At 68.4% G+C, this 11363-nt stretch carries 13 protein-coding genes; 8 read left to right on the top strand and 5 right to left on the bottom strand.

Annotated features, from left to right (window positions below):
- Positions 1–12: 12 nt before the first annotated feature.
- Positions 13–1107 carry a PA0069 family radical SAM protein gene (locus tag CY658_RS21240; RefSeq protein ID WP_101492079.1) on the bottom strand — a complete coding sequence of 365 codons (1095 nt, stop codon included), beginning with the start codon at positions 1105–1107 and terminating at the stop codon, positions 13–15.
- Positions 1108–1242: 135 nt separating this feature from the next.
- On the opposite strand from CY658_RS21240, the gene CY658_RS21235 reads away from it, so the two are divergent.
- The 6 genes from CY658_RS21235 to CY658_RS21210 all read left to right on the top strand — a co-directional run bounded on the left by CY658_RS21235 (position 1243) and on the right by CY658_RS21210 (position 5352).
- Complete coding sequence (locus CY658_RS21235) at positions 1243–1836, top strand: GbsR/MarR family transcriptional regulator (protein WP_101492078.1); 594 nt, start codon at positions 1243–1245, stop codon at positions 1834–1836.
- A gap of 69 nt (positions 1837–1905) precedes the next feature.
- On the top strand, positions 1906–2337 hold the full coding sequence (locus CY658_RS21230; RefSeq protein ID WP_101492077.1) for a thiol-disulfide oxidoreductase DCC family protein: 432 nt from the start codon (positions 1906–1908) through the stop codon (positions 2335–2337).
- Between the two features lie 29 nt (positions 2338–2366).
- The gene (locus CY658_RS21225; protein WP_101492076.1) at positions 2367–3308 is read left to right on the top strand and encodes an SAM-dependent methyltransferase; all 942 of its coding nucleotides are present in this window, start codon (positions 2367–2369) and stop codon (positions 3306–3308) included.
- Between the two features lie 34 nt (positions 3309–3342).
- On the top strand, positions 3343–4383 hold the full coding sequence (locus CY658_RS21220) for a polyketide cyclase (protein WP_101492075.1): 1041 nt from the start codon (positions 3343–3345) through the stop codon (positions 4381–4383).
- Positions 4380–4997: a DUF4166 domain-containing protein gene (locus CY658_RS21215; RefSeq protein WP_101492074.1), complete on the top strand. Its 618-nt coding sequence runs from the start codon at positions 4380–4382 to the stop codon at positions 4995–4997. Before CY658_RS21220 ends, CY658_RS21215 begins: the two co-directional genes overlap by 4 nt.
- 7 nt (positions 4998–5004) lie before the next feature.
- Positions 5005–5352: a DOPA 4,5-dioxygenase family protein gene (locus tag CY658_RS21210; RefSeq protein WP_101492073.1), complete on the top strand. Its 348-nt coding sequence runs from the start codon at positions 5005–5007 to the stop codon at positions 5350–5352.
- Here the strand turns inward: CY658_RS21210 and CY658_RS21205 are convergent.
- From CY658_RS21205 to CY658_RS21195, 3 genes are all read right to left on the bottom strand, one after another.
- On the bottom strand, positions 5349–5996 hold the full coding sequence (locus tag CY658_RS21205) for a phosphoribosyltransferase (protein WP_257884957.1): 648 nt from the start codon (positions 5994–5996) through the stop codon (positions 5349–5351). The genes CY658_RS21210 and CY658_RS21205 overlap by 4 nt on opposite strands.
- 87 nt (positions 5997–6083) lie before the next feature.
- Positions 6084–7421, bottom strand: a complete 1338-nt coding sequence (locus CY658_RS21200; protein WP_101492071.1) for an aromatic ring-hydroxylating dioxygenase subunit alpha — start codon at positions 7419–7421, stop codon at positions 6084–6086.
- Between the two features lie 29 nt (positions 7422–7450).
- Positions 7451–8434 (bottom strand): Bug family tripartite tricarboxylate transporter substrate binding protein, encoded by a 984-nt coding sequence (locus CY658_RS21195; protein ID WP_101492070.1) that lies wholly within the window; start codon positions 8432–8434, stop codon positions 7451–7453.
- A gap of 115 nt (positions 8435–8549) precedes the next feature.
- Here CY658_RS21195 and CY658_RS21190 point away from each other — a divergent pair, with 115 nt between their 5' ends.
- The gene (locus tag CY658_RS21190) at positions 8550–9377 is read left to right on the top strand and encodes a helix-turn-helix domain-containing protein (RefSeq protein ID WP_101492069.1); all 828 of its coding nucleotides are present in this window, start codon (positions 8550–8552) and stop codon (positions 9375–9377) included.
- 10 nt (positions 9378–9387) lie between these two features.
- On the opposite strand, the gene CY658_RS21185 is transcribed toward CY658_RS21190, so the two are convergent.
- Complete coding sequence (locus CY658_RS21185; RefSeq protein ID WP_101492068.1) at positions 9388–10044, bottom strand: glutathione S-transferase family protein; 657 nt, start codon at positions 10042–10044, stop codon at positions 9388–9390.
- Between the two features lie 91 nt (positions 10045–10135).
- On the opposite strand from CY658_RS21185, the gene CY658_RS21180 reads away from it, so the two are divergent.
- A complete protein-coding gene (locus CY658_RS21180) occupies positions 10136–11356 on the top strand; it encodes a polyhydroxyalkanoate depolymerase (RefSeq protein ID WP_101492067.1) in 1221 nt (406 codons plus the stop codon).
- Positions 11357–11363: the final 7 nt, after the last annotated feature.

Genomic DNA, 11363 nt, shown 5'->3' with positions numbered 1-11363 from the left:
CGGCGTCCGGGCTCAGAACAGATTGCCCTGCCCTTGCGCGCCTGGCGGCCGGAAGGCCGAGGTATCGAGCGCAATCCGCTCGCGGTTGAAGCCCAGCCGGTTCGTCGCCTTCTGGAAGCGCTGGTGGATCAGGTCGGCCCACAGGCCGCTGCCCTTCATGCGCGTGGCGAAGTCGGCGTCGTAGTCCTTGCCGCCGCGCATCTCGTGGATGCGCGCCATCACACGCTCGGCGCGCTGCGGGTAGTGCAGCTCGAGCCATTCCTTGAAGAGCGGCGCCACCTCCCACGGCAGCCGCACCACGGTGTAGAAGGCGCTGCGCGCGCCGGCCTCCCAGGCGGCTTCGAGCACCTGCTCCATGTCTTCGGTGATGAACGGAATCTGCGGCGCCACGCTCACGCCCACCGGCACGCCGGCCTCGGCCAGGGTGCGGATGGTGCGCAGCCGCCGGTGCGGTGCGGCGGCGCGCGGCTCGAGCTTGCGCGCCAGTTCGCCGTCGAGCGTTGTGATCGTGACGTACACAGCCGCGAGCCGGTCGGCCGCCATCGGCGCGATCAGGTCGAGGTCGCGCTCCACGGCGCTCGACTTGGTGATGAGCGCGAACGGATGCCGCACCTCGCTCAGCAGCTCGATCACGCCGCGCGTGAGGCGCAGCTCGCGCTCGATGGGCTGGTAGCAGTCGGTCGCGGTGCCGATGGCGAGGTTGCTGGGGCGGTAGCTCTTGCGCCCGAGTTCGGCGCGCAGCACCTCGACGAGGTTGCGCTTGGCGATGAGCTTGGTCTCGAAGTCGAGGCCGGGCGAGAGGTTCAGGTAGCTGTGCGTGGGCCGCGCAAAGCAGTAGATGCAGCCGTGCTCGCAGCCGCGGTACGGGTTGAGCGAACGGTCGAAAGGAATGTCGGGCGACTCGTTGCTGCTGAGCACCGACTTCACGTCTTCGAAGCGCACCTCGGTGGCCAGCGGCAGCAGTTCGGCGGCCTCGGCTTCGCCCTCTTCCAGCGTGCCCCAGCCGTCGTCGAAGGCGTCGCGCTCGTCTTTGGAGAACCGGTGCGCGAGCCGCGTGGCCGCGCCACGGCCCTTGATGATGTGGATGGGAACCTGGGCGGCGGGCATGGCGAGTCCTTGGAAGGAGGCAGGAAACAAGTCGAACAACTGTTTATTCATACAGTATTTCACTTTTAATCCTGCCGTGCAGTATTTTTTTGTTTCTGTCTTGACAGAAATTTAGGAATTCCTAAACTCGACGCCATGGAACTCACCGACATTCAACGCAAGTTCGTCCTGCACTGGGGCGAGATGGGCTCCATGTGGGGCGTGAACCGCACGGTCTCGCAGATCCACGCCCTGCTGTTCGCCCATGGCAAGCCGATGCACGCCGAAGAGCTGTCGGAAACGCTGGGCGTGGCCCGCTCCAACGTCAGCAACAGCCTGAAGGAGTTGCAGGCCTGGAACCTCGTGCGCGTCACCCACACGCTGGGCGACCGGCGCGACTACTTCGAGACCAGCGTCGACGTGTGGGAACTGTTCCGCACCGTGGTGCGCGAGCGCAAGGAGCGCGAGTTCGACCCCACCATCCGCGTGCTGCGCGAGATCGTTTCCAGCCCCGATTTCCAGAAGGAGCCGCCCGATGCGCAAGACCGCATCCGCTCCACCATGGACCTCATGACCAAGCTCGCCACCTGGGCCGACGAGATGCTGCGGCTGTCGCCCGGCACGCTCGACAAGGTGCTCACGCTCGGCGCCAGCGTGCAGAAGTTCGTGCGCGGCGACACCGCACCGCCACCGCCCCCCGACAAGGGCGACGACCCCGACGCGCACCACGCCAGCCTGCCGATGATCTGAGAAAGGCAGCGTCCTTTTTTTTGCCTTCTTATTTCTGTTTTGACTGAAATATCGAGAACCAAGAACGTCATGACCCGCTTCGCTCCCGCCACCTACCCGCTCACGGTTTATTTCGACGCCACCTGCCCGCTGTGCACGGCCGAGATGGGCGCCATGCAGGCGCGCGACAGCGCTGGCCGGCTGCGCCTGATCGACTGCTCGCCCGTCGGCTTCGCGAACGGCCCGGCGCCGCGCGAGGCGCTGATGCGTTCACTGCACGCGGTCGATGCGGCTGGCCAACTGCGCGTGGGCGTGAACGCCATCCGCGCCTGCCGCGCCGCGGTGGGCCTGCCGGCCGGTGGCGCGGTGCTCGATCTGCCGGTGATCGGCCGGCTGGCCGACCGCGCCTACGCGGTGCTGGCCCGCAACCGCTACCGGCTGCCGCGCTGGCTGGTGCTGCGGCTCGCGGGGCACGGTGCGATCGCGCCAACCACCTGCGCCGACGACCACTGCAAGCTCTGAAAAAACTCACATCGCCTGAAGGAGTTTCGATGCCCGACGTCTTCCAGCCCGACTTCCGCCTGCCCGGCACCGCGCGGCCCACGCCGCCCGCGGTCGAAGGCCACGTGAGCCGCGAGGACACGCAGGACTATTTCACCGAGGTCGCCGACGACTACCGCGCCTGGAGCCCGAGCTACAACATGCACTTCGGCTTCTGGCGCCTGGGCCTGAACCCGCTGCGGCGCGAAGGCATGCTGATCGAGATGAACCGCACCGTCGGTCGCGCACTGCAGCTCGACACCGCCACCACCGGCCCGCGCTGCGTGCTCGACCTCGGCTGCGGCGCCGGCGCCACCTCGCGCACGCTGGTCGACGACGACCCTGCGCTGCATGCGGTCACCGTGACCAACGTGCCGGTGCAGAACGGCATCGCCGCGCGGCTCGACGCCCGGGCCGGCGTGGCCGACCGCGTTGCGCACGTCGAGGCCGACTACACGCGCACCGGCCTGCCCGCCGCCCAGGCCGATGGCGCCTGGGCACTCGAAAGTGCCTGCTATGCAGAAGGCACCGCCAAGGCCAACTTCGTGCGCGAAGCCGCGCGGCTGCTCAAGCCCGGCGCGCGGCTGGTGGTGGTCGACGGCTTCCTGCTGCGCCGCCAGCCGGGCCGCCTCGCGGGCTGGCTGCACCGCCTGTGGGCCGACAGCTGGGCCGTGCCCACGCTGGCCGTGCGCGAAGACTTCGTCGCCGCGCTGCGCACGCACGGCTTCGACGACATCGAAGTGACGTCGCTGCGCTGGCGCGTGGCACCGAGCGCGCTGCACATCCCGGTGCTGGCCACGCGCTTCACGCTGGCCGAACTCTGGAAGGCGCGCGGCAAGCTCAGCCCCTGGCGGCGCAAGCACATCGTGGCCAGCTACTGCGCGCTCGCGCTGGGCATGTTCTGGCGCGACTTCGACTACGCCATGGTGACGGCCCGGCGCCGCGCCGACTGAGCCCCCGCCAGAAAGAAGAGGAGAAGAGATTTCCATGCGCACCGATCCCGAAGAAAGCAGGCGCGCCGACCTGGCCCCCAACAACGAAGTGCCGGCCGCCAAGCCCGTGCGCGGCATGCCCTTCGGCTGGTTCTGGCCGATGTTCGCCGGCGCGGCGGTCGCGTTCGTGCTGCGCATCGTCTTCGGCGGCGGCCCCGGCGAGCCCTTCTCGGCCATGTTGGGCTCCTTTGTCTATCTCGCGCCCGCGGCATGCGGCGCGGTCACCGTGTACATGGCCGAGCGCATCGAGCGGCGCAGCTGGGGCTACTACCTCTGGGCGCCGTGGGTGGCCACTGCGCTGTTCGTCGGCGGCACGCTGATGGTGTTCATCGAGGGCATCATCTGCGCCGCCTTCATCGTGCCGCTGTTCGCGGTGATGGGCAGTGTCGGCGGGCTGGCCATGGGCATCGTGTGCCGCATCACCAACTGGCCGAAGCCCGCGCTCTACAGCTTTGCCCTGGTGCCGCTGCTGCTCGGCGGCATCGAGCCGCAATGGCCCAACCCGGACCAGTTCTCGAACACCTCGCGCACGCTCTTCATTGCAGCGCCGGCCGAGCGCGTGTGGCACGAGCTCAACGCCGCGCGCGACATCCGCCCCAGCGAAGTCGGCGACGCGTGGGCCTACCGCGTCGGCGTGCCGATGCCGGTGTCGGGCGTGACCGTCGACACGCCCGAGGGCCGCGTGCGCCAGGTGCAGTGGCAGAAGAACGTGCACTTCGACGAGGTCGTCACCGAGTGGCAACCCAACCGCCTGCTGAAGTGGCGCTTCCGCTTCACGCCCGACTCCTTCCCCGCCGGCGCGCTCGACGACCACGTGATGATTGGCGGCCAGTACTTCGACCTGCGCGACGCCACCTACACCCTGACCCCGCGCGACGGTGGCACCGAGCTGCGCGTCGCGGTGTCGTGGCGGCTGAGCACGCGCTTCAACTGGTATGCGGACCCGGTCATGCAGTTCCTGCTTGGCGACGCTTCCGAGAACATCCTGCGCTTCTACAAGGCGCGCAGCGAAGCCACTCTGGCGGTGGCAGGATGAGCGCGCCCCCCGTCTTCCAGCAGGCGCTCGGCCCCGCATGGAACCAGCTCGGCGACGTCATCCGCCGCCACTACACGATGGCGCCGTTCTCTGACGACTACGTGTGCGTGCGCGGCACGATGCGCGAGGTCTGGCACGCCCCGTGGGCTGCGCTGCTGATGCCCTTCGGCCGGTTGTTCGGCGCGCTGGTGCCGCACCAGGGCACCCACGTGCCGATCGAGGTGCACTACCGCTGCCACCCCGACGACGCCCACCTCTACTGGGACCGCGTCTTCCACTTCCCGGGCAGGCCGCCCTTCCATTTCCGTTCGCACATGGAACACGACGCGAGCCAAGGCAACGAGGTGATCGAGTACGTGCGCTTCGGCATCGGCATGCGCCTGGCGGTGAGCGCGGAAGATGGCGCGGTGGTGTTCCGCGACAGGGGCTACATTTGGCGCATCGCGGGGCTGCGCATTCCGCTGCCGCTGGGCCTCTTGCTCGGCACCGCCTATGTCGAGGAGCGGCCCGACCCCACCGACCCCGATCACTTCACCATGAAGATGCTGCTGCGCCACCGCTGGTTCGGCGACGTGTTCCGCTACAGCGGACGTTTCCGCCTCGGTTCACAATGAGCCCACCATGCCGCGCCGCCCCGAAAACCTCTACGCCCAGTACCACGCCCACATCTACTTCGCACCCGATACGGTGGCGCAGGCGCGCGCCCTCTGCGAGCGGGCGGGCCACGAGCTGATGGTGGTGGTCGGCCGCGTGCACGAACGCCTCGTCGGCCCGCACCCCCACTGGAGCTGCCAGCTGGCCTTCGACGCCGCCGAGTTCGACGAGGTCATCGGCTGGCTCGACGCCAACCGCAACGGCCTCGATGTGTTCGTGCACGGCGTGACCGGCGACGACTTCGCGGACCACACGACGCATGCGATGTGGCTGGGCGAAGAGAGCGCGCTCGATCTGCGGATGTTCCGGCGCTAGAGCGCTTCGTCGCGCGCCTGCGCCAGCAGCGCGCACACCTCGTCATCCGTCGTCTGCGAGAAATCGCCGTACCAGGCGCCAACCGCGCGAAACACCGTGGGGCAGCGCACGCACAACACATCGTCGGCTTCGCGCTGCAAGACCTCGCAGGCCTCGGGCGAGCCCACGGGCACGGCGGCGACGATGGTGCCGGCGCCCTGCCGGCGCAGCCCGCGAACGGCCGCGCGCATCGTGGCACCGGTGGCAAGCCCGTCGTCGATCACGAGCACCGTGCGGCCTTGCACATCGCACGCCGGACGATCACCGCGGTAGACCTGCGTGCGGCGCGCCAGCTCCGCGCGTTCGGCGCGGACGACGGCATCGATCTCCGACGGGCGCAGGTCCAGCGTGCGCACCAGGTGCTCGTCGATCTCGGGCACGCCATCGCCCGCGAGCGCGCCGAAGGCGTACTCGGGTTGTTCCGGCAGGCCCAGCTTGCGAACCACCAGCACGTCGAGCGGCAGCCGCAGCGCGCGGGCCACCTCGAAGGCCACCGGCACGCCGCCGCGCGGCAGCGCCAGCACCACGGCGTCCGGAAATCCGCCACGCCGCTGCAGCAACGCAGCGAGCTGGCGGCCGGCCTGTGCGCGATCACGAAACTTCACGGCGTGTGCTCCCGACACGGGATGTTCACACGCTGTTGGCGTCGAGGCGAGCCCCGGCGCAAAGACCCGGATCGCGGCGTGCATTAACTAACTCGCAGCCTCTTGCGTTTCCACCTCGGCGTCCGACGCGCCGCCGTGCACCTTGAAGAACTGCGCCCCTTCGACCTTCTGCCCGATGGCCTGCTCATACGCCGCGCGCACATCGTCGGGCTGCCCGGCCTGACCGAAGAAGTCCTTCAGGTACGGCCCCAGCAGCGGATGCGCCGCCAGTTCCTCGCGCGGCAGGCCGTGCAGCATCTCGTCGCGGCAGGCCGACGGCAGGCTCACGTCGTGGTTCTTCTCGGGGTCGCGGATGAGGCCCTTGGGCTCGTGCGACGGGTCGGACTGCATCGACTCGAGTTCTTCAAAAAAGCGCCGCCGCATCATCACGATGCCCTTGTCGCTCTGACCTAGCTTCTCGCGCGTGCGGTCGGTCACGGTGCCCTGCCCCACCCACACGACGAAGTCCTGGTTGGCGACATGGCTGGTGATCCAGCGGCCCGTGACCGAATCTTTGATGGGGCCGTACCACGAGGGAATGCGCTCCTGCACGTACGGTTCCTGTTCGGTGGGCACGCGGCTGAGCACCCACAGCACGCTCAGCGTGTGGTGGTCATCGATCGGCACGCGCCATTCGAAGTGGTGGCCGAGGAAGAAGCCGTTGGGCCACAGCGTGACGCGGCCGGTGGTCCACATGACGTTGTCTTCGCGCTCGCCGCCGCGCAGGCGCTTGTAGACGAAGCCGTGCTCGAACTCTTCGAAGGCCAGCTTCAGGTGCGTGGGCACGTAGGGGCCTTCGTCGCCCTGCAGGCGCGTGGTCCAGTTGTTGTGCGTCCATTCGAAATGCACGGGGTCGATGGAGTTCTCCTGGCACTGGAACCAGTTGCAGGGAATCTCGGCGAACACGGCCTGCGCGAAGCCGTTCTTGCAGTTGAAGAGTTCCCAGTCGGGCAGCAGCGGCGCAGGCTGCGGGCCCATGTAGACCCACAGCAGGCCGGCCTTTTCCTGCACCGGGTAGGCCTTGATCTTCGTGTTCTTGCGCATGCGCGCATCGGGGTCCAGCGTTTCTTCAAAGGGCTGGTGGATGCACTGGCCGCTCGTGTCGTACTGCCAGCCGTGGTAGCTGCAGCGCAGGCCGCACTTCTCGACGTAGCCGTACGACATGTCGGCGTTGCGGTGCGGGCAGCGCCGATCGACCAGGCCGTAGTTGCCGCTCAGATCCTTGTAGAGCACCAGGTCCTCGCCGAGGATGCGCAGCGGCTTCACGGCCTTGTCGTCGAACTCGCTGGCGCCGGCGATCGGGTGCCAGTAGCGGCGCAGGTAGTCGCCCATGGGCTTGCCCGGACCGACTTCGGTCAGCAGGCGGTTCTTTTCTTCGCTCAACATGCATCGTCTCCTTGGGTGTCTGCTTGTCGTCAATCGGCGCGGATGCCGAACTCGCGCACCAGCTTGCCGAAGCGCTGGTCGTCGTCGCTGATCTGCTGTGCCAGCACGGCCGGCGCGCCGCCCACGGGCTCGATGCCGAGCGCAGCCATGCGGGCCTGCACGTCGGGCATCTTCAGGATCTCGTTGAAGTGGCGGTTGAGCGTCTGCACGACCTCGGCTGGCAAGGCCTTCGGCCCAAGCAGGCCCATCCAGGCGCTCACGTCCATGTCGCGGTAGCCCAATTCCAGGAAGGTGGGCACGTGGGGCATGAGCTTCGTGCGCTGGCGCTCGGCCACGGCCAACGGCACGAGCTTGCCGGCGGTGATGTGGGCCGCCACCGCGCCCGGCGTGATCCAGCCTACGCTCACGTGACCGCCCAGCGTGTCGTTGACCACCGGCGCCACGCCGCGGTACGGCGCATGCGCAACGGCAATGCCGGCGTCCTTGTTGAAGAGCTCGCCCGCGATGTGCATCGGCGAGCCCGCGCCCGGCGTGCCGTAGGTGAAGGCCTTGCCGGCCTTGGCGCCGGCCACGAGCTGCGCCACGTTCTGGATGCCGCTCGTGGGCGCCGTGACCATCAGCACCGGGATGTTGCCGGTCTTGACGATGGGGGTGAAGTCTTTCACCACGTCGTGCGCCACGCCGGGGCCGGCCTTCAGCACGTGCTGCGCAATGGGAAAGGTGCTGGGCGTGAAGAGCAGCGTGTAGCCGTCGGCCGGCGCCTTCGCGACCCAGGCGTTGCCGATCATGCCGCTCGCGCCGGGGCGGTTGTCGATGAGCACCGGCTGGCCGACGCGCTGTGCGAGCTTCTCGGCGTAGGCGCGCGCGATGGCGTCGGTGTCGCCGCCGGCCGGGTAGGCGACGACGATGGTGATCGGCTTCGTCGGCCACGCTTGCGCCAGGGACGCCGTGGCGGCACACAGCAAAAGAATGGCTCCTGCAGCGGCACGGACCGCGTTTCTTTGGTGAAACATGATGTTGTTTTCCTTCTCGGTGGGACGACGTTGGGTGTCATCGGACTGTAGGAATGCCGCCGCGCTGCCAGAAGATATAGTTTCACTGAGTGAACCTTTTTTCTTCGGAGGCGGCATGTCAGACACCACCGGCGCGCAGAGCGTCAAGTCGATCGACGCACTGCGCCGCGGGCTCGACGTGATGCTGGCGATCCAGCGATCGTCGGCCGTCACGCTGCAGGAGCTGCACCGGCAGACAGGCCTCTCGAAGGCCACGCTGCTGCGCATCTTGAAGACGCTGCAGCAGGCCGGATGGGTCGAGCGCAACGAGCTGGAGAAGCGCTACGTTCCCACCTCGGCCACCGGCCAGTCGGGCACCGCAGCGGCGTGGCGCACGCGGCTCACGGCCCTGGCGGCGTCGCCGCGCGCCACGCTGCAGCGGCTGGTGCCGTGGCCGATCGACCTCGGCGTGCGCGACGGCACGGCCATGCTGATCCTCGACACCGACCGGCCGCGCAACGGGCTCGCGGTGAACTACCGGGCACTGGGCTTTCGCCCGCCGATGCTGTTGTCGTCGCTCGGGCGTTGCTACCTCGCCTTCTGCCCCGAAGACGAGCGCCGAGAAATCCTCGCCGCACTGGCGCGTTCACCGAACGATTTCGACCGCGGCGCGCGGCGCCCCGACAGCATCCGCCGCATGGTGGCGCACGCACGCGACCAGGGCTACGCCGCGCGCGACCCCACGTCCACCAGCCTCGATTCGCCCGACCGCTTCGGCGCGGTGTCGGTGCCGGTGCGGCTGGGCGATCAGGTGGTGGGTTGCCTCAGTTGCGCGTGGCTGCCGACGGTGAAGAGCGAGCGCGAGATCGTGACGGCGCACCTGGGCGAGCTGCAGCAGGCCGCGCAAAGCATCGAGCGACGGCTGCGGCAAGACGGCCTCGGCCTGCCGCCCGCGAGCCCCTGAAGAACAAGCGTCAGAACTCGGCCTCGAGCTCGTCGATCTCGTCGGGCTCCTGCAGCGCGGCGGCCACCCATTCCTTCATGGCGGGAAGTTCCATCACGCGCTTGCAGTAGGCGGCGCAGGTGCTGTCGAGTGCCACGTCGTAGCTCAGGAAGCGCGTGACCACGGGTGCGTACATCGCGTCGGCCATGCCGGGCTGCTTGCCGAACAGGTAGGGACCGCCGTAGGCCTTGAGGCACTCGCGCCAGATGGCGACGATGCGGTCGATGTCGCCCTGCGCGCGCGACCACACCTTGAAGTTCTTGAAGCGGGCCTTGATGTTCATCGGCAATGCGCCGCGCATCGAGGCAAAGCCCGAGTGCATCTCGCCGCAGATGGCGCGGCAGTGCGCGCGCGCCGCGGCGTCGGCGGGCAACAGGCCGGCCTTCGGCTTGATCTCGTTCAGGTACTCGCCGATGGCCAGCGTGTCCCACACCTTGATGCCGCCGTGCTGCAGCGAGGGCACCAGCATCGACGACGACAGCAGCAGCATCTCGGCCTTCATGGCCGGGTCGTCGGGCGGGATGACCTTCTCGCTGAAGTCCAGCCCCGCGAGCCTGCACATCAGCCAGCCGCGCAGCGACCACGCGCCGTAGTTCTTGCTGCTGATCGTGAGAACGGGTTTGGCCATCGCGACACTCCTTGGACGATGCCAAGTGTGTGCAAGCGCCGTGCCATGAGATGCAATGTTTGTTGGCCCGCAACTTGCCTGCACCCCCTGCATGCTGTACCGCGCTTACCAGAACCAGGCCGACCTGCTCTCGCCATGGCGACTCACCGCGCAGTACCTGGGCCGCGCACTCTGGCAGAACGACACCGAGCGCACCGCGCTGCGGCGCATGGCCGCACGCTGCGAGGTCTTCTCGCGCATGCGGCTCACCCACACGCGGCCCGACTACGGCATTGACTCGGTCATGGTCGACGGCACCGACGTGCCCGTGCACGAAGAGGTCGCGCTGGTCTCGCCTTTCGGCACCTTGCTGCACTTTCGCAAGGCGCACACCGATGCGGTGCACCCGCGCGTGCTGCTGGTCGCACCACTGTCGGGCCATTTCGCGACCTTGCTGCGCGAAACCGTGCGCACCCTGCTGCGCGACCACGACGTGTACCTGACCGACTGGCACAACGCGCGCGACGTGCCGCTGTGGCAGGGCGGCTTCGGGCTCGACGACTACACGCTGCAGCTGATGCGCTTCCTCGAGGCGATGGGCCCGGGCGCGCACATGGTGGCCGTGTGCCAGCCCTGCGTGGCCGCACTGGCCGCGACCGCGCTCATGGCCGAAGACGACCACCCGGCCACGCCGCGCAGCCTCACGCTGATGGCGGGGCCGGTCGATTGCCGCATCAACCCGACCGGCGTGAACGTGCTCGCAACCAGCAAGCCCATCGAGTGGTTCCGCCGCAACCTCATCAGCCATGTGCCGTGGCCGCATGCGGGCGCGATGCGGCGCGTGTACCCTGGCTTCCTGCAACTCACGGCCTTCATGAGCATGAACCCCGAGCGCCACAAGAAGCAGTTCGAGGACATGGAGCGCCTGCTCGTCGAGGGCGAGCTCGACAAGGCCCGCACCATCGCCGACTTCTACGACGAGTACCTGGCGGTGAACGACCTGCCGGCCGAGTTCTACCTGGAGACCGTCGAGCGCGTGTTCCAGACCTACGACCTGCCGCGCGGCGTGCTCACCGTGGCCGGGCGCACCGTGAACCCCGCGGCGATCCGGCGCACCGCACTGCTCACGGTGGAAGGCGAGCGCGACGACATCTGCGCGGTCGGCCAGACCGTGGCCGCGCAAGACCTGTGCAGCGGCATCCGCCCGTACCTCAAGACGCACCACCTGCAGGCCGGTGTGGGGCACTACGGCGTGTTCAGCGGCAGCAAATGGAACACGCAGATCTACCCGCGCGTGCGCGAAACGATCCACGCGGCCGACGAACTGCACTAGGGCCAAT

The sequence above is a fragment of the Variovorax sp. RO1 genome, assembly GCF_002849325.1.
GTDB lineage: Bacteria > Pseudomonadota > Gammaproteobacteria > Burkholderiales > Burkholderiaceae_C > Variovorax.
Note: the sequence above shows the minus strand (reverse complement) of the source record. Positions and strands in the feature narration are given on the sequence as shown.

What these genes read in the sequence shown, in the direction of transcription:
- CY658_RS21210 (WP_101492073.1), top strand. Translation starts at nt 5,005, where the DNA reads ATGCCGCGCCGCCCCGAAAACCTCTACGCCCAGTACCACGCCCACATC.
- CY658_RS21185 (WP_101492068.1), bottom strand. Translation starts at nt 10,044, where the DNA reads ATGGCCAAACCCGTTCTCACGATCAGCAGCAAGAACTACGGCGCGTGG.
- CY658_RS21215 (WP_101492074.1), top strand. Translation starts at nt 4,380, where the DNA reads ATGAGCGCGCCCCCCGTCTTCCAGCAGGCGCTCGGCCCCGCATGGAAC.
- CY658_RS21200 (WP_101492071.1), bottom strand. Translation starts at nt 7,421, where the DNA reads ATGTTGAGCGAAGAAAAGAACCGCCTGCTGACCGAAGTCGGTCCGGGC.
- CY658_RS21190 (WP_101492069.1), top strand. Translation starts at nt 8,550, where the DNA reads ATGTCAGACACCACCGGCGCGCAGAGCGTCAAGTCGATCGACGCACTG.
- CY658_RS21230 (WP_101492077.1), top strand. Translation starts at nt 1,906, where the DNA reads ATGACCCGCTTCGCTCCCGCCACCTACCCGCTCACGGTTTATTTCGAC.
- CY658_RS21240 (WP_101492079.1), bottom strand. Translation starts at nt 1,107, where the DNA reads ATGCCCGCCGCCCAGGTTCCCATCCACATCATCAAGGGCCGTGGCGCG.
- CY658_RS21225 (WP_101492076.1), top strand. Translation starts at nt 2,367, where the DNA reads ATGCCCGACGTCTTCCAGCCCGACTTCCGCCTGCCCGGCACCGCGCGG.
- CY658_RS21235 (WP_101492078.1), top strand. Translation starts at nt 1,243, where the DNA reads ATGGAACTCACCGACATTCAACGCAAGTTCGTCCTGCACTGGGGCGAG.
- CY658_RS21180 (WP_101492067.1), top strand. Translation starts at nt 10,136, where the DNA reads ATGCTGTACCGCGCTTACCAGAACCAGGCCGACCTGCTCTCGCCATGG.
- CY658_RS21220 (WP_101492075.1), top strand. Translation starts at nt 3,343, where the DNA reads ATGCGCACCGATCCCGAAGAAAGCAGGCGCGCCGACCTGGCCCCCAAC.
- CY658_RS21195 (WP_101492070.1), bottom strand. Translation starts at nt 8,434, where the DNA reads ATGTTTCACCAAAGAAACGCGGTCCGTGCCGCTGCAGGAGCCATTCTT.